Source organism: Sanguibacter sp. TS_SC_8, assembly GCF_055361235.1.
The window spans coordinates 1,041,498-1,057,373 of record NZ_CM143955.1; the positions used below are offsets into that span (position 1 = coordinate 1,041,498).

A 15,876-nucleotide genomic window follows, 5' to 3' on the forward strand; every position below is an offset into this window, starting at 1 on the left:
TATCGGGTGAGACCCTGACCCGACCCTGATCTGTGCGTGGACCGTGCCCTGACTCCTCCCTGGTTCCCACCGAATAGGCTGGCCAGACCCCGCCGCGCGCCTCATCGCGTGTGACCATCAAGGAGTGACCTTCCCCGTGAACCAGCCCCCACCGACCGCGGCCGCGCCGGCGCCAGGGTTTGCGCAGCCTGCGCGGCTCCCGCTGCGCCGTCCCCACCGGGGCCGGATCGTGGGCGGGGTGTGCCTGGGCATCGCTGCGCACCTGGACCTGCCGGTGCGCACCGTCCGGCTCTTCGCCGTGATCCTGGCCTTCGTCGGGGGCATGGGCATCCTCGCCTACCTGTTCCTGTGGACGCTCGTGCCGTCCGGTGATCCTGCGCAGGTGGCGGCCGACGAGCGTGACCCGGCGCTCGCGCGCCTGGCCCCTCGCGCGGATCTCGCCCCGGGCGCGAACCGCCTCGACGGGTGGCTGTCCCGGTTCCCGGTCCGCGACATCCTCATCGGTGTGCTGGCTCTCGTGGGTGCCAGCGCGCTCATCGCGAGCCGCTTCGGGGTCCAGATCGAGTGGTCCTGGGTGCTCCCGGTGATCCTCGCGCTGGCTGGGTTGGGGCTCGCGTGGAGCCAGCTCGACGAGACGCAACGCGGTCAGTGGCTCACCCGGGCGGGAGGGCGGACCTCGAACGGGATCCTGCGTCTTGCTGCCGGACTTGTCCTCGCCCTCGTCGGGGTGCTGCTCCTGGTCAGTCAGGACATGCCGTCCACCGCGATGCTGCCGGCTGCGGTCGCTGCGCTCGCGGTGCTCGCCGGCGCCGCGATCGTGCTGGCGCCGTGGTGGTTGCGGCTGGGCCGCGAGCTCGGTGAGGAGCGGGCGGCGCGAGAACGTGCCAACGAGCGGGCCGATATCGCCGCCCACCTGCACGACTCCGTCCTGCAGACGCTCGCCCTCATCCAGCGCAGCGCCGAACGGCCCGGCGAGGTGACCCGGCTCGCCCGCAACCAGGAACGTGAGCTGCGCGAGTGGCTGTACACCGACAGGTCGGCCGCCGGGACGTCTGTGGCCGCAGACCTCACCGCGCTCGTCGCGGAGGTGGAGAACACTCTCACCGAGCGTTCCGGCGGTGGGGAGTCGATCTCCGTGGACACCGTCATCGTCGGCGACGCGGTCCCGACGGAGGCGACCAGCGCCCTGCTGCAGGCCACCCGCGAGGCCCTGGTGAACGCCGTCGTGCACGGGAAGCCGCCAGTGTCGCTGTACCTGGAGGTCAGTGCGGACGCCGCGGAGGTGTTCGTGCGGGACCGCGGCGACGGGTTCGACCTGGACAGCGTCCCGCGTGACCGGTTCGGGGTACGCGAGTCGATCCTCGGGCGGGTCCAGCGCCGCGGGGGTGAGGCGAGCGTCCGCTCCGGTCCCGGCCGTGGGACCGAGGTCCGACTGCGCCTGCCGCTGACCGACGCCACTCACTCGAACCATGGCGCTGCTTCGCGTCCCACTGATTTCGCCGATCCCACCGATCCCACCGATCCCACCGATCCTGCAGGAGAGCACCCATGACCGGAACCGATCCGATCTGCGTCGTCCTCGTCGACGACCACGACATGTTCCGGGCCGGGGTGCGGGCCAGCCTCGACCCCCACGTCGAGGTGGTCGGGGAAGCCGGGGACGTCGACTCCGCCGTCGAGATCATCCACGCGACGAGGCCGTCGGTCGTCCTCCTCGACGTCCACCTCCCTGGTGGTGCGGGTGGTGGTGGGGCGGAGGTCCTCACCCGCTGCGCGGACCTGCTCGGGGCGACCCGAGTCCTTGCGCTGTCCGTGTCCGACGCGGCCGAGGACGTCGTCGCGGTCATCCGGGCCGGAGCGCGGGGGTACGTGACCAAGGCGATCTCGGGACTCGAGCTCAGCGCGGCCATCGACCGGGTGGCCGGCGGCGACGCCGTCTTCTCCCCGCGCCTGGCCGGGTTTGTGCTCGACTCCTTCGGGACGCAGGCGGCCGACGTCGCGGTGGCTGACGACGAGCTCGACCGCCTCTCGGCCCGCGAGCAGGAGGTCATGCGTCTGATCGCACGCGGGTACTCCTACCGGGAAGTGGCGAGCGAGCTGTTCATCTCGATCAAGACGGTCGAGACGCACGTCTCTGCGGTGCTGCGCAAGCTGCAGCTCTCCTCCCGGCACGAGCTCACCCGGTGGGCGGCGGCGCGGCGGCTGCTGTGAACCGAGATCAAGGTCACGGAAATAACCCGCAAGATCACCCACAATCTGTCCGGCCCCCCAGCAGCGTCGGGCACGATGGGACGATGAATTATGCCGCCTTCACCGATGACCTCGAAGGCACCGACCATCACCCTGTGCTGATCGCGTGCTCCCACGGGACGGACAACCCTCAGGGGCGCGCCGTCGTGAGCCATCTCGTGGGTCAGGTCCGTGAGCTGCTGCCCGACGTCGAGGTCCTCGAGACCTATGTGGACGTGCAATACCCCCAGGTCGACGAGGTCGTGGGCAGCGTCGCCTCGGGTCGTCCGGTGGTCGTGGTGCCGATGCTGCTCTCGGGCGGCTTCCATGTCAACGTCGACATCGCCTCGGCCGTGGCGTTGCGCGCCTCGACCGGTTCCCCCACGGTCGCGGCTGCCCCGCTGGGACCGGACCCGCGCCTGGCGAGCATCCTCGTGGACCGTCTCGATGCCGCCGGCGCGCTGCCTGGAGACGCGGTCGTCGTGGCGGCAGCCGGGTCGAGCGACGAGGCTGCGGCAGCGGACGTCGAGCAGATCGCGGCAGACGTCGCGCGGTCCTGGGAAGGGCCGGTCACTCTGGGATACGCGGCCTCCGCGACGCCGCGCGTGGCGGTGGCGACCGACCTGGCGCGGTCCGCGCTCGGCGGCGCCGAGCACGGTCGAGTGGTCCTGGCGACGTACCTGCTGGCTCCGGGCTTCTTCACCCAGCGTCTTGCTGAGGCGGGGGCGGACATCGTGGCTGAGCCCCTCGGTGCGCACCCGGCGATCGCGCAGATCATCGTGGACCGGTTCAACGAGGCGCTCACGCAGCTCCCGACGGTTGCCGGCGGCTGACGACCGCGCTTGCCACAACCATGTGCTTGCCACAACCGTGTGCTTGCCACAACCGTGTGCTTTCGCAGCGGCGGCGGGGCATCCTTGAGCCATGGACACTCCGCTGCGCGTCACCGACACCTTGAGCCTCGCCCCGAGCGAGCTCGGGTGGCGTTTCTCGCGGTCCTCAGGTCCGGGTGGGCAAGGCGTGAACACCGCAGACAGCCGGGTCGAGCTCACCTGGGACCCGACGCCGTCCCTCGCCGTCGCGGGGCTGCCGTCCGCTGCACGTGACCGACTCATGACCCGGCTCGAGCCGGTTCTCGTCAACGGCAAGGTGGTCATCGCTGCCTCCGAGCAGCGGGCGCAGCTGCGCAACCGCCAGGCGGCGCGTGAACGGCTGGCCCAGATGCTGCGTGAAGCCCTCGCCCCGCCACCGCGCACGCGCCGGTCCACGAAACCGACCCGCGGCTCGATCGAGCGGCGCCTGGTGGCGAAGAAGTCTCGGTCGCGGATCAAGTCGGGACGGTCGGGCCGGAGCTCTGGGGCCGACTCCTAGGCGGCTGCCCGGTCACCGTGTCCACACCGGCCGGCGAGGCGCTGGCCCCCGGAGCGCAGGTCAGAACGGTGGGATGTCCGGGAAGCGGGTGGGTGGGTCTGGTGGTGGGTCGGTGCCGTGGTCGGTGCCCTGGTCGTGGTCGTCGTGTGGGTGGCGTTCGTGGTGGGCGTCGGTGGTGGTGTAGGTGCGGCCGGAGGGCGCGGTCCAGTGCACGCTCGCGCCGAGGGGGCTGCTGGTTCCGAGGGAGCTGCCCGTCCCGGGTGGGGTGGTGATGATCTGGGCTTGCCATCGGGTGCGGTGTCGCATGCGGTGGTGTGTGCGGCACAGGTGGATGAGGTTGGTCTGGTCTGTTGTTCCGCCGTGGGCCCAGTTGGTGACGTGGTCGATGTCGCAGCGGGTGGCTCTGCGTGCGCAGCCGGGGAAGCGGCAGTGTTCATCTCTGAGGCGGAGCCAGGCTTTGAGGTCGGCGGGGATGGTGTAGCGGTCTCGGTCGAGGCCGAGGATGGCTCCGGTGTGGGGGTGGGTGAGGATCCGCAGGAAGGACGGGGCCTGCCCGCAGAGGTCTCGGGCGGTGTCGGGGTCGATGGGTCCGTAGCCTTCGAGCTCGGCGGGTGCGTCTGCGCCCAGGAGCGTCAGGACCGGGACGGTGACAGCGACGGTGGGGCGGATGCCGCGCATCGAGGTGCGCAGGCGCCGGCGATCCTCCGCGGAGCCAGGACCGTCCCCGTCAGCCTTGGGAGCTGGTGTGTCGGTGCCAGCGTTGGTGCCACCAGCGCGGTCGTCATGCCCGCCACCAGCGCGGTCGTCGTGCCCACCATCGGTGCGATCGGTGCGATCGGTGCGATCGGTGCCGGCGGGGTCGCCGAGGGCGTTGTGGAAGGCGTCGCGGGCGTCGTCGTCGAGCATGACGGCGGTCAGGGTGTCGGCGCGCAGCTGGGGCAGGGTCCGTCCGTCGTCGGGGTGCTGCAGGGATGCGGCGACGTCGGAGACCCTGTTGAAGATGGCGTGGGCTTGGGTGGCGGGCAAGAACGCGTGCAGCCAGGCCATGCCGTCGACGTCGGGTTCGATCAGGACGGTGCGCCCGGTCGCGGCCGTCTCGTGGCGTACGACCAGGGGTACGGGGTCCAGGCGGTCGCGTTCACGGGCAGCGGCCCGTTTGAAGGTGGACACGGTGAGGAGTTTGGCGCGGGGGATGAGGGTCTTCTCCGCGCGCGCCCGGGTGTGGGGGTCGAGGCCGCTGATGTGGTTGATCATCACCTGGGCGTGGCGGTAGGTGATCGACCCTTCAGCCAGTGCGGTGGCGGTGGCGGGGAGGTCGGTGGACAGGACGTGGGCGTCGTCGAGCAGGTGCGCGGCGGTGGTGTGGGGCAGGTGCAGGGCGCAGGCCAGCTCTGCGGTCACCTCGCCCAGGTCGAGGTCTGGGTCGCCGGGGTCAAGGGTCAGCTCTTCCGGGTCCAGGGAGGAGGTGCGCAGCTCCTCGATGAGCGCGGAGCGCATGGCCGTCATCGAGTTGATCATCTGATCGGCGGTGACGATGGCCGCGAGCAGTCCCGCCTTGACGGTTCCACCGGGCCCGTCGTCGCACATCAGGTTCTCAACCATGATTCGAACCTACATCTGGCCACTGACATTCTGGGGCGAGCCGCCCGATACCCCTCACCGCGGCAGACGGCGGACGACCCGCCGTCGCACCCGAAGAGGAGGGCGCACGACCCGCCGACGCACCCGCCGGACCGGCCCAGCGGGGCCTGCGATCGCCGTCGACCATCCCGTTCCTGCTCATGTCCCGACTCTACGGATGGCCACTGACATTCCAGGGCACACCCCACACCCCACCGTTGTCAGCAGCGACAACGCCAAGCTCGGCCAGGGACCGAGGCGCACGGGGTCACGTCGAGTGATGGACTAGCGAGCGCCGGGATCCGCAAGCCCCACAAGATCCACCACGTCCACCTGATCCGCCCACTCCGGCGCGCGCCGCACGACGTCGCCGATGACGGTGATCGCCGGCGGGCGGACGCCCGCCTCGACTGCGCGAGCCGCGATGGTCGCCAGGGTGCCGACCGTGGTGCGCTGGCGCGGGCCGTAGCCGTCCTCGACGATCGCGGCGGGCGTCTGCGGGTCCCGGCCGTTGGCCAGCAGCCCGGCGGTGGTCTGCGGCAGGTGCGCGACACCCATGAGCAGGACGACCGTGTGGTCGTTCGCGGACGGCACGTGGCCGACGTCCTCGTGGCCGGTGAGGATCGTGAACCCGCGGGAGAGCCCCCGGTGGGTCACCGGGATCCCCGCGGCCGCCGGCACGGAGATGGCACTGGTGACGCCGGGCACGACCTCGACGGGCACGCCCGCCGCCACGCAGGCGTCGAGCTCCTCCCCGCCGCGGCCGAACACGTACGGGTCTCCGCCCTTGAGACGCACGACGGCGTAGCCCGCCAGGGCGCGCTCGACGAGGATGGCGTTGATCTCGTCCTGGGGGATCGGGTGGTGCCCGGAGGTCTTGCCGACGTCGATGATCTCCACGTCGCCGGGCAGCTCGTCGAGGATCGCGCGCGGGGCGAGGCGGTCGATGACGACGACGTCGGCCGCGGTGATGAGGTTGCGAGCCCGGACGGTGAGCAGGTCGATCGCACCCGGCCCGCCTCCGACGAGGGCGACAGACCCCACCGACGCACCCGCAGGGGCCCCGGACCGTGTCCGCGCGAGCGCGACCGCCCGAGCGTCGGCGGTGGCTCGCGGACCGGCACCGGACGGCCCGCCACCGGACGGCCCGCCCCCGGACGGGCTCTCGCTGCGGGGCGGTGTCGCGCGCACCGGAAGCGTCCCCGTGCGCAGGCTCGCCTCGATGGCGTCCCGGACCCGGATGGACCGGCGCGGGTTGCGGTCGCTGACCGACGCCGACGTCACCGACACGACCGACTCACCCACCCGCGCGACCGCGGGCACCCAGGCGGTGGCGCCGTCGCCGTCGCCGGCGGCCACACAGAACGTCTGCTGGGCCTCGGCGTCAGCGCTGACCTGCGCGTCGATCTCCGGTGACCCGGTGGCGACGTGGACCAGCCAGGCCCCGGCGAGGTCGCCCGCGCGGTAGGTGCGCCGGTGCTCCCAGACGACCGCACCCGCGGTGACGAGCGCGGCCATCTCCGAGCCCGCGGCCGGTGCCACGAGGACCAGGTGCGCGCCGGCGTCGGCCAGGGTCTGGGCGCGACGCGCCGAGACGGGGCCGCCGCCGACGAGCACGACCCGGCGGCCCGTGACGCGGAGTCCGAGCGGAAGGATGTCGGGAGACATGGAGGAAGTCACGAGCCAGACTCTACGGCGAGGCCACGGCGGCGCATGACAGCACGCTCGACCGGGGCGAAGAACAGCAGCTCGACGGCGATCCCGACGACGAGGATGAGGATGATCCCGACGAAGATCCGGGACATGTCCCCGAGGTCGCGGCCCTGCTGGAGCAGCTGACCCAGACCGAAGCCGATGTCCCCGCCGACGGCGATGAGCTCGGCGGCCATGAGCGAGCGCCAGGAGAAGGCCCAGCCCTGCTTGAGGCCGGCGATGTACCCGGGCAGCGCCGCGGGCAGGATGACGTGGCCGACCATCTGGAACGAGTTGGCCCCGAGAACCTGACCCACCCGCCGGAACAGCGGGGGCACCTGGTCGACGCCGGCGACGATCCCGTTGATGATCGACGGCACCGCACCGAGCAGGATCACCGCGTAGATCGTGGCGTTGCTCAGCCCGAACCAGATGATCGCCGCGGGCACCCACGCGACCGAGGGCAGCACCTGCAGGCCGGTGATGAGCGGCCCGAAGGACGCCCGGATCCACCGCACCCGGGCCACCACGATGCCGAGCGGGGTGCCGATGATCGCGGCCAGCACGAACCCGATCACGCCGCGCTGCACGCTCGTGACGAGCGCCTCGCTCGCCGTGTCGTTCTCCCACAGGTGCAGGAACGTCATGCCCACGAGCGCGGGCGGGGGGAACTTCGTCACGTCCTGGGGACCGAGGCGGAAGGCGATCTCCCAGACGGCGAGCAGGACCGTGACGGAGATGACGAGCGGCAGGACCGAGCGGGTGATCGCCCGCACGCGGTTGACAGCCGCTGCGGGCGCCGTCTGCAGGGCGTCCAGCCCCGCCTCGAGGGAGCTGAGCGACCGGTCGTCGAGGTCAGTGGGCATGGCGGCGGATCTCCTCGCGCAGCTTGTCGGTGATCTCGATCGCCAGCTTCGCGACCTCGGGGGCCTCGATCCGGCGCTCACCCGTGACGGACACGTCCCACTCACGCACGATGCGCCCGGGACGGCTGGACATGAGCAGCACCCGCTGGCCGAGGCGGACGGCCTCGCGGACGTTGTGGGTGATGAACACGACCGTGCGGCCGGTCGCCTTCCACACCCGCTCGAGCTCGTCGTGGAGCAGGTCGCGGGTGATCGCGTCGAGGGCGGCGAAGGGCTCGTCCATGAGCAGGACGTCCTGCTCCTGGGCGAGCGCCCGGGCGAGGGCGACGCGGGAGCGCATGCCGCCGGAGAGCTCGTGGACCCGCTTGTCCGCGGCCCCGCTCAGGTGCACCATGTCGAGGAGCTCCCCGACGCGGGCGGCCCGCTGGGCGCGGGGGACCTTGCGCAGTTTGAGCGCGAGGTCGACGTTCTGGCCCGCGGTGAGCCACGGGAACAGCGCAGCCTCCTGGAACATCAGCGCCGCGCCGTCGCCGGCGACGGCGACCTGCCCGGTGGTCGCCTTCTCCAGGCCGGCCATGATGTTGAGCAGGGTGGACTTCCCGCACCCGGAGGCGCCGAGCAGGCAGACGAACTCACCCGGCTTGATGGTCAGGTCGATGCCGTCCAGCACCAGCGGGCTCGCCGGGCCGAAGCGTTTGCTCACCCCGGTGAGCCGCACCGCCGGGGCGGTCGTGACGCCCGGGCGCACAGTGCCCGACGACGCAGTGCCCGACGACGCAGTGCCCGACGACGCAGTGCCCGACGACGCAGTGCCCGACGACGCGGTGCCCGACGACGGATCGTCGACGGCCGGAGCGCCAGCTCTGAGGGAGGTCATGGTTCTCATTCCTTGCCGAGCCCACCGGCCGAGACGGGGGCGTCCCCGCGGGCCGTGAGCACCGAGTTGAGCAGTCGCAGGTCATAGATGCCGTCGAGGGCGCCGTCGGGGGAGATGCCGAGCGGGAGCTCGGTGGTCCCGGCGTCGAGCCCGTCCGTGAACAGGGTGTCCAGGGTCGAGGCGAAGGGGTCGGGGGTGAAGGTGAGGTTGGCGAAAGACCGCGCCAGCACGTCGTCGGGCAGGGCCTTGCCGGCCTTGTCCTCGAGGGCGTCGTTGACGACGGCCGCGGCCTCGGCGGGGTTCGCCGTGATCCAGTCCACCGCGCGGACGTGCGCCTCCAGGACCGCGGTGACCGAGGCGGGGTGCTCGCCGAGGAACTCCTGGGTGGCGATGACGTTCGTGGTGACGAACTCACCTCCCGGCCACAGGTCCGCCTCGTCGACCAGCACGCTCGCCCCGGCCTCCAGGACCAGCCGGGACGCCCACGGCTCGGGCAGCCACGCCCCGTCGATCTGCCCGTCGACGAACAGCTGCAGGGTCTGGGCGTTCGTGGTCGGCACGACGGACACGTCCCCACCACCGTTGATGTCGGTGGTCAGGCCGTGCTCGGCGAGGTAGGCCCGCGCCGCCACGTCCTGGGTGCCACCGCGCTGGGGGGTGGCGATCCGGGCGCCGGCGAGCTGGTCCACCGAGGTGACCTCCGGGTCGACGACGAGCTGCGCGCCCCCCGAGGCGGTCCCGGCCACGATCCGCAGCAGGCTGCCGTTGGTAGTGACGTAGCCGGTGATCGCCGGGTTCGGGCCCAGGTAGGCGATGTCGATCGACCCGCCGCGCACGGCCTCGATGGCCGCCGGCCCGGCATTGAAGGTCGTGACGGTCACCGTGACGTCGGGGCCGAGCGCGTCGGCGAAGTACCCCTCGACGTCGGCCACCAGTGCGGGGGCGTGCGTGACGTTGGCGAAGTAGCCGATCCGCACCTCCTGCGCCGGGCCCAGATCGGTGAAGACCGCGGCGTTGGCCGGGCGGCCGGTCGTCGCGCACGCGGACAGCAGGAGCATCACCAGTGCCACCGCCGCCAGCATGCGTGTCATCGCCGCGCTCAGATCGTGTACTGGACCGGGCGGTCCGCAGGGTTGCGGGCGGCGGTGAGGGCGTCGCCGACCATGCCGGCGGCGAGGGTCCCGCCGTCGGCCGCGTCGATGAGCAGGAACGAGCCCGTGCGCCGCGAGACCAGGTACTCCTCGGCCGCGATCGGGGACGCCAGTCGCAGCGTGACCCGGCCGATGTCGTTGAGCTCGAGCCGCTCGGCCGGCTCGAGGGACGCGGAGTCGAGGTCGAGCTTGCCGACCACGTCCCGCACGACCGCCTGGACGGTCTTGGTCGTGTGCTTGAGCAGCACCCGAGACCCGGGCAGCAGCGGGCGCTCGGCCAGCCACGCCACGGTGCCCACGACGTCCTGGGTGACCTCGGGCGCGTCCGCCGCGGTGGCGATGAGGTCGCCGCGGGTCACGTCGATCTCGTCGCTCAGGCGCAGCGTGACCGACTGCGGGGCGAAGGCCTCGGCGAGCTCGCCGTCGGCCGTGTCGATGCCCTCGATGGTCGAGCGCCGGCCCGAGGGCAGCACGACGACCTGGTCACCGACCCGCACGACGCCGGCCGCGATCTGCCCGGCGTAGCCGCGATAGTCCGTGAAGCGCGGGTCGCGCGCCGCGCCCTGGGGACGGATGACCGTCTGGACCGGGAAGCGGAAGGACTCCGCGCTCGGCTCGTCGGCCGGGGGGAGCTCCTCGAGCAGCTCGAGCAGGCTCGGGCCGTCGTACCACGGGGTCTTGGCGGACCGGTCCACGACGTTGGCGCCCTCGAGCGCGGACACCGGGATGGTCACGAGGTTGGCCACGCCCAGGTCCGCCCCGGTCGCGCTGATCTGCGCGGCGAGCTCGCGGTAGCGCGCCTCGTCGTAGTCGACGAGGTCGATCTTGTTCACCGCGACGATGACGTGCGCCACCCGCAGCAGGCTGGCCACCGCGAGGTGGCGCCGGGTCTGCTCGAGCAGCCCCTTGCGGGCGTCGATGAGGAGCACGACGACGTCGGCCGTGGAGGCGCCGGTGACCGTGTTGCGGGTGTACTGCACGTGACCGGGGCAGTCCGCGAGGATGAAGGAGCGCTTCGCGGTGGCGAAGTACCGGTAGGCGACGTCGATCGTGATGCCCTGCTCGCGCTCGGCGCGCAGGCCGTCGGTGAGCAGCGCCAGGTCGGGGGTGTCCAGGCCACGGTCGCGGGAGACCCGCTCGACGGCGTCGAGCTGGTCGGCGAGGACGGACTTGGAGTCGTAGAGCAGGCGGCCCACGAGGGTGGACTTGCCGTCGTCGACCGACCCGGCGGTGGCCAGGCGCAGCAGCGTGGTGGTGGGGGCGAGAGTGCTCATCAGAAGTACCCAACTTTCTTGCGGTCTTCCATGGCGGCCTCGGAGATGCGGTCGTCGGCGCGGGTCGCGCCACGCTCGGTGATGCGGGTCGCGGCGACCTCGGTGATGACGGCCGCGACGTCGGCGGCGTCGGACTCGACTGCCCCGGTGCAGGACATGTCGCCCACGGTGCGGTAGCGCACCTGCTCGGTGAAGACCCGTTCCTCGCGCGGCTGGGAGTAGGGCCCGACGGCGAGCAGCATGCCGTCGCGCTCGAAGACCTCGCGCTGGTGGGCGTAGTACAGCGACGGGAGGTCGATGGTCTCCCGCTCGATGTAGCGCCAGATGTCCAGCTCGGTCCAGTTGCTCAGCGGGAAGGCGCGCACGTGCTCACCCGGGCGGTGGCGACCGTTGTAGAGGTTCCACAGCTCGGGGCGCTGGTTGCGCGGGTCCCACTGGCCGAACTCGTCGCGCAGGGACAGCACACGCTCCTTGGCGCGGGCCTTCTCCTCGTCGCGGCGGGCCCCGCCGAACAGCGCGTCGAACTTCCCGGCGGCGATCGCGTCGAGCAGCGGCTGGGTCTGCAGCGGGTTGCGGGTGCCGTCGGCGCGCTCGGAGAGGCGCCCGTCGTCGATGTAGTCCTGGACCGAGGCGACCTCGAGCCGGGCGCCGAGGCGCTCGACGGTCGCGTCGCGGAAGGCGAGCACCTCGGGGAAGTTGTGCCCGGTGTCCACGTGCAGCAGCGGGAAGGGCACCGGCGCCGGCCAGAAGGCCTTCTCGGCAAGGTGCAGCATGACCACGGAGTCCTTGCCGCCGCTGAACAGCAGCGCGGGACGCTCGAACTCGGCCACCACCTCACGGATGATGTGGATGCTCTCGCTCTCCAGCGAGTCGAGCTGGCTGAGCCGGCGCTCGGGAGCGGCGGTCGCGGCCGTGGTGGCAGCGGAAGCGGTGGCAGCAGTCTCAGTGATACTCATACGTGGAGCCCACATTCGGTCTTGTCGAGTCCGGACCAGCGTCCGGAGCGGGGGTCTTCGCCGGGGGCGACGCGCTTGGTGCAGGGTGCGCAGCCGATGGACGGGTAGCCGTCGTTGAGCAGGGGGTTGAGGATCACCTGGTGCTTGGCCGCGTACGCGAGGATGTCGTCGAAGGTCCACGCGGCGAAGGGGTTGATCTTCACCAGGGAGTTCTTCTCGTCCCAGGTGACCAGGGGAGTGGTGGTGCGGGTGGGTGCCTCGTCGCGGCGCACGCCGGTCACCCACAGCTCGTAGCCGGCCAGGGTGCGCTGCAGCGGCTCGACCTTGCGCATCGCGCAGCACGCGGCCGCGTCCCGGGTGAAGAGGTCCTTGCCATGGACGGCGTCCTGCTCGGCGACGGTCAGGCGCGGCAGCACGTCGACGATGGTCACCTCCATCTGCTGCTCGACGGCGTCGCGGGTGCCGATCGTCTCGGCGAAGTGGTACCCGGTCTCCAGGAACAGCACGTCCACCCAGGGGGCGGCCGCGGCGACCAGGTGCGGGAGCACGGCGTCGGCCATGGAGCAGGCGACGGCGATGGAGTGGCCGAACTCGCGGGCGGCCCAGGCCACCACCTGCTCGGCGGTGGCCTCGTCGGGCGCCCCCAGGCCCGACCCGTGCAGCTCGGCCTGGCCCCGGGCGACGATCTCCTGGAGCTCGGCGGGGCTGCGCAAGGGGCGGGCGGTCGCGGCGCGGTCGGCGGCGTGCGCCGCCTGCGAGGCGGAGCGCCCGGCCGTGCGCGCCTTGGCGGCCGCGCGCAGGGCGGCCAGCGGGTCGGTCGCCGGGGCGGGGGTGATCGGGGTGGTGCTCACAGCAGTGCCTCCTCGTCCGCGGTCGCGGCCCACTCGCCGAAGGACTCCTCGCCGGTGCGCTCGGACTCGAAGCGGCGTACCACGCGCTCGACGTAGTCGGGCAGGTTCGCCGTCGTCACCTTGAGCCCGCGGACCGTGCGCCCCATGCCGGCCTCGGCACGGTCCTGGCTGGCCAGCCCGCCGCCCAGGTGCACCTGGAAGCCGGGCTCCTGCTCGCCGTCGTCGTTCATCACGAGCTGACCCTTGAGGCCGATGTCCGCGGTCTGGATGCGGGCGCAGGAGTTGGGGCAGCCGTTGATGTGCAAGGTGATCGGCTTGAGCCGGGAGATGTCCCCGAGGCGTTCTTCGAGAGTGTCGATGGCGACCTTCGCGGTCTCCTTCGTGTCGACGATCGCGAGCTTGCAGTACTCGATGCCGGTGCAGGCGATCGTCGAGCGGCGGAAGTTGCTCGGCTCGGCCTCCAGGCCGAGGGCCCGCAGGCTCGTCACGACGCCGGCCACCGCGGCCGGGGGCACGTCGAGGACGAGGAGCTTCTGGTGCGGGGTGAGCCGGATCCGCGTCGACCCCACCGACTCGGCGAGGTCGGCGACCGCGGCGAGGGTCGAGCCGGAGACTCGTCCGACGTAGGGCGCCCCGCCGATGTAGAAGTTCCCGTCCTTCTGCTCGTGCACACCGACGTGGTCGCCGGGGCTCGTGGGGCGCGGGGCGGGCGGCCCGTCGGGCAGCTGGTACCCGAGGTACTCGTCCTCGAGGATCTGGCGGAACTTCGCCGGTCCCCAGTCCGCCAGCAGGAACTTCAGGCGGGCCTTGTTGCGCAGCCGACGGTAGCCGTAGTCGCGGAAGATCTGCACGACGCCGTGCCAGACGTCGGGCGCCTGCTCGGGGGTGACGAAGGCGCCGAGGCGCTCGCCCAGGCGGGGGTTGGCGCTCAGCCCACCGGCGACCCACAGGTCGAAGCCGATCCCGAGCTCGGGGTGGACGAGGCCGACCAGGCCGATGTCGTTGATCTCGTGGACGACGTCCTGGCTGGGGTGGCCGGTGATCGCGGTCTTGAACTTGCGGGGGAGGTTGGCGAGCTCGGGGATGCCGATGTACTTCTCGGTGATCGCGTCGATGATCGAGGTCGGGTCGATGAGCTCGTCCTTGGCGATGCCGGCGACCGGGCTGCCGAGCACGACCCGGGGCACGTCCCCGCAGGCCTCGGTGGTCTGCAGGTTGACGGCCTCGAGGCGGCGCCAGATCTCCGGGACGTCCTCGACCTCGATCCAGTGCAGCTGGATGTTCTGGCGGTCGGTGATGTCGGCGCTGTCGCGGCCGAACTCGGTGGAGATCTCCGCGATGACCCGCAGCTGCTCGGTGGTCAGCCCGCCGCCGTCGATGCGCACCCGGAGCATGAAGTAGCGGTCTTCGAGCTCGTGCGGCTCGAGCAGGGCGGTGCGCCCTCCGTCGATCCCGGGCTTGCGCTGGGTGTACAGGCCCCACCAGCGGAAACGGCCGTGCAGGTCGTGGTCGGTGATGGAGTCGAAGCCGTCGCGGGAGTAGATCGTCTCGATGCGCTCGCGGACGGAGAGCCCGCCGTCCTCCTGCTTCCACTTCTCGTTGCCGTTGAGCGGCTCGGTGCCGTCGACGACCCACTGTCCGTTGGGTCGGGCGGCGCGCGCGGGGCGGGCCGGGCGCGCCGCGGCGGGTGCGGCGTCGGGCGTGGAGAGCTCGTCCGTGGGGGCGGTCGACGGCAACATGATGACTTCCTCGTGTGCTTCGTGGGCGCGAGGGGCGTCGGAGGTCGTCGTGCATGACCGGACCGGGCGGGATGACCTCACGCGCCCTGGTCTGTGGTGCCCAGCGGGAAGGAATCCGGGTGGGCAGGTTCAGGCGCGAATCAACAACAGCAACAACAGGTGCTGCTGGGGGCACACGTCATCAGGGCGCGACGAGAGGTCGCTTCCTGGGTGCTCCGAGCCGTGGTCATGTCGATGACCGTACGTGCCCCTGTGACGACCTGTCGAGAGCGTCCACATGGTGGTCGCAGGGTCCAAGATCTGAGATTCGCATTTTCCCTGGTCAATCGCGCCACACCGTGCTGTGCAGCGTGGCGACGACGCGTCGGAAACCTAGGATGGGCCCATGGAATTCCTCTATGACGTCCTCACTGTCCTGCACTTCGTCGGCTGGGCCATCGTCCTGGGCGGCTACGTCGTCTCGATGCGCACGCCGGGGCTGAACAAGGGGGTCTTCCACGGCGCCGCGACGGCCGCCGTCGCGGGCATCCTCATGGTCGGCGTCGCCGAGATGGGCGGGCTGTGGGACGACGGCGGGCCGTCGATGGCCAAGATCGGCGTGAAGCTCACCATCGCGGTGGTCATCGCCGTCCTCGCCTTCCTCGCGGTCAGGAAGGGCGACACGGTCGCTCCCGCGCTCAAGCACTCGATCGGTGGGCTGACGCTGGTCAACATCGTCGTCGCGGTCTTCGTCTGAGCAGACCGCGGGGATAGTGTGTCCGGCGTGACCGGAGCCCAGGAGATCATCGTCGGCGTCGTCATCCTCCTGGGGATCGTCGGCGGCACCACCCAGCTCGTGCCGGGCGGGCTGATCGTGCTCGGCGCGATCCTCGTCTGGACCCTCATGACCGGCGGGACGCTCGCCTGGCTCGTGCTCGGCTTCGCGGTGGCCGTGGTGGTCGGGTCCGGCATCGTCAAGTACGTCTTCGCCGGGCGGCACATGAGCCGCGCCGAGGTGCCTGGGTCGACCATCGTCGTCGGGACGGTCGCCGGGATCGTCGGGTTCTTCGTCATCCCCGTCGTGGGGCTCTTCGTCGGCTTCATCGGCGGCATCTACCTGGCCGAGCTCGCCCGGCGCCGCGACGGCGCGCTTGCCTGGACGGCGACGAAGGCCGCGCTCACCGCGACCGGCCTGACGATCCTCATCGAGCTGGCCGGGTCGATGCTGGCGGGCGGCGCGTGGTTGCTGGCGGTCCTGGTCAGCTGACCCG

General features: G+C 71.6%; 15 protein-coding genes. 6 read left to right on the forward strand and 9 right to left on the reverse strand.

The genetic code is table 11. The features are described from left to right. Positions 1-136 precede the first annotated feature (136 nt). The 4 genes from ACWA15_RS04630 (at position 137) to arfB (ending at position 3,600) form a co-directional block, all read left to right on the forward strand. Entirely contained in the window at positions 137-1,552 is a 1,416-nt protein-coding gene (locus ACWA15_RS04630; RefSeq protein WP_464058268.1) for an ATP-binding protein, read from the forward strand. Then, positions 1,549-2,211, forward strand: coding sequence for a LuxR C-terminal-related transcriptional regulator (locus ACWA15_RS04635; RefSeq protein WP_464058269.1), 663 nt, complete (start codon positions 1,549-1,551; stop codon positions 2,209-2,211). Before ACWA15_RS04630 ends, ACWA15_RS04635 begins: the two co-directional genes overlap by 4 nt. 83 nt (positions 2,212-2,294) lie before the next feature. Beyond that, positions 2,295-3,062 carry a sirohydrochlorin chelatase gene (locus tag ACWA15_RS04640; RefSeq protein ID WP_464058270.1) on the forward strand — a complete coding sequence of 256 codons (768 nt, stop codon included), beginning with the start codon at positions 2,295-2,297 and terminating at the stop codon, positions 3,060-3,062. Positions 3,063-3,153: 91 nt separating this feature from the next. Then, the gene (gene arfB, locus ACWA15_RS04645; protein WP_464058271.1) at positions 3,154-3,600 is read left to right on the forward strand and encodes an alternative ribosome rescue aminoacyl-tRNA hydrolase ArfB; all 447 of its coding nucleotides are present in this window, start codon (positions 3,154-3,156) and stop codon (positions 3,598-3,600) included. Positions 3,601-3,660: 60 nt separating this feature from the next. Here arfB and ACWA15_RS04650 read toward each other — a convergent pair whose 3' ends face one another. The 9 genes from ACWA15_RS04650 to ACWA15_RS04690 all read right to left on the reverse strand — a co-directional run bounded on the left by ACWA15_RS04650 (position 3,661) and on the right by ACWA15_RS04690 (position 14,626). Next, positions 3,661-5,202, reverse strand: coding sequence for an HNH endonuclease signature motif containing protein (locus ACWA15_RS04650; RefSeq protein ID WP_464058272.1), 1,542 nt, complete (start codon positions 5,200-5,202; stop codon positions 3,661-3,663). Positions 5,203-5,505: 303 nt separating this feature from the next. Continuing rightward, positions 5,506-6,900, reverse strand: a complete 1,395-nt coding sequence (cobA, locus tag ACWA15_RS04655; RefSeq protein ID WP_464058273.1) for a uroporphyrinogen-III C-methyltransferase — start codon at positions 6,898-6,900, stop codon at positions 5,506-5,508. Further along, positions 6,897-7,778: an ABC transporter permease gene (locus ACWA15_RS04660; RefSeq protein ID WP_464058274.1), complete on the reverse strand. Its 882-nt coding sequence runs from the start codon at positions 7,776-7,778 to the stop codon at positions 6,897-6,899. Before ACWA15_RS04660 ends, cobA begins: the two co-directional genes overlap by 4 nt. Continuing rightward, positions 7,768-8,655: an ABC transporter ATP-binding protein gene (locus tag ACWA15_RS04665; protein WP_464058275.1), complete on the reverse strand. Its 888-nt coding sequence runs from the start codon at positions 8,653-8,655 to the stop codon at positions 7,768-7,770. The genes ACWA15_RS04660 and ACWA15_RS04665 overlap by 11 nt, the downstream gene beginning before the upstream one ends. A gap of 5 nt (positions 8,656-8,660) precedes the next feature. After that, positions 8,661-9,746 carry an ABC transporter substrate-binding protein gene (locus ACWA15_RS04670; protein ID WP_464058276.1) on the reverse strand — a complete coding sequence of 362 codons (1,086 nt, stop codon included), beginning with the start codon at positions 9,744-9,746 and terminating at the stop codon, positions 8,661-8,663. An 8-nt stretch (positions 9,747-9,754) separates the two neighbouring features. After that, complete coding sequence (locus tag ACWA15_RS04675; RefSeq protein ID WP_464058277.1) at positions 9,755-11,080, reverse strand: sulfate adenylyltransferase subunit 1; 1,326 nt, start codon at positions 11,078-11,080, stop codon at positions 9,755-9,757. Beyond that, positions 11,080-12,036, reverse strand: coding sequence for a sulfate adenylyltransferase subunit CysD (gene cysD, locus ACWA15_RS04680; RefSeq protein WP_464058278.1), 957 nt, complete (start codon positions 12,034-12,036; stop codon positions 11,080-11,082). Before cysD ends, ACWA15_RS04675 begins: the two co-directional genes overlap by 1 nt. After that, positions 12,033-12,749: a phosphoadenylyl-sulfate reductase gene (locus tag ACWA15_RS04685; protein WP_464059414.1), complete on the reverse strand. Its 717-nt coding sequence runs from the start codon at positions 12,747-12,749 to the stop codon at positions 12,033-12,035. Before ACWA15_RS04685 ends, cysD begins: the two co-directional genes overlap by 4 nt. Positions 12,750-12,883: 134 nt before the next feature. Continuing rightward, positions 12,884-14,626 carry a nitrite/sulfite reductase gene (locus tag ACWA15_RS04690; RefSeq protein WP_464058279.1) on the reverse strand — a complete coding sequence of 581 codons (1,743 nt, stop codon included), beginning with the start codon at positions 14,624-14,626 and terminating at the stop codon, positions 12,884-12,886. Positions 14,627-15,011: 385 nt separating this feature from the next. Between ACWA15_RS04690 and ACWA15_RS04695 the strand changes: the two genes are divergently transcribed. Next, positions 15,012-15,362, forward strand: coding sequence for a hypothetical protein (locus tag ACWA15_RS04695; RefSeq protein WP_464058280.1), 351 nt, complete (start codon positions 15,012-15,014; stop codon positions 15,360-15,362). A gap of 27 nt (positions 15,363-15,389) precedes the next feature. Then, positions 15,390-15,872, forward strand: a complete 483-nt coding sequence (locus ACWA15_RS04700) for a DUF456 domain-containing protein (protein WP_464058281.1) — start codon at positions 15,390-15,392, stop codon at positions 15,870-15,872. Positions 15,873-15,876 lie beyond the last annotated feature (4 nt).

Excerpts from the sequence above, each read along its gene's own strand:
- ACWA15_RS04635 (WP_464058269.1), top strand. The coding sequence starts at position 1,549 with ATGACCGGAACCGATCCGATCTGCGTCGTCCTCGTCGACGACCACGAC.
- ACWA15_RS04640 (WP_464058270.1), top strand. The coding sequence starts at position 2,295 with ATGAATTATGCCGCCTTCACCGATGACCTCGAAGGCACCGACCATCAC.
- arfB (WP_464058271.1), top strand. The coding sequence starts at position 3,154 with ATGGACACTCCGCTGCGCGTCACCGACACCTTGAGCCTCGCCCCGAGC.
- ACWA15_RS04650 (WP_464058272.1), bottom strand. The coding sequence starts at position 5,202 with ATGGTTGAGAACCTGATGTGCGACGACGGGCCCGGTGGAACCGTCAAG.
- ACWA15_RS04660 (WP_464058274.1), bottom strand. The coding sequence starts at position 7,778 with ATGCCCACTGACCTCGACGACCGGTCGCTCAGCTCCCTCGAGGCGGGG.
- ACWA15_RS04665 (WP_464058275.1), bottom strand. The coding sequence starts at position 8,655 with ATGACCTCCCTCAGAGCTGGCGCTCCGGCCGTCGACGATCCGTCGTCG.
- ACWA15_RS04670 (WP_464058276.1), bottom strand. The coding sequence starts at position 9,746 with ATGACACGCATGCTGGCGGCGGTGGCACTGGTGATGCTCCTGCTGTCC.
- ACWA15_RS04675 (WP_464058277.1), bottom strand. The coding sequence starts at position 11,080 with ATGAGCACTCTCGCCCCCACCACCACGCTGCTGCGCCTGGCCACCGCC.
- cysD (WP_464058278.1), bottom strand. The coding sequence starts at position 12,036 with ATGAGTATCACTGAGACTGCTGCCACCGCTTCCGCTGCCACCACGGCC.
- ACWA15_RS04690 (WP_464058279.1), bottom strand. The coding sequence starts at position 14,626 with ATGTTGCCGTCGACCGCCCCCACGGACGAGCTCTCCACGCCCGACGCC.
- ACWA15_RS04695 (WP_464058280.1), top strand. The coding sequence starts at position 15,012 with ATGGAATTCCTCTATGACGTCCTCACTGTCCTGCACTTCGTCGGCTGG.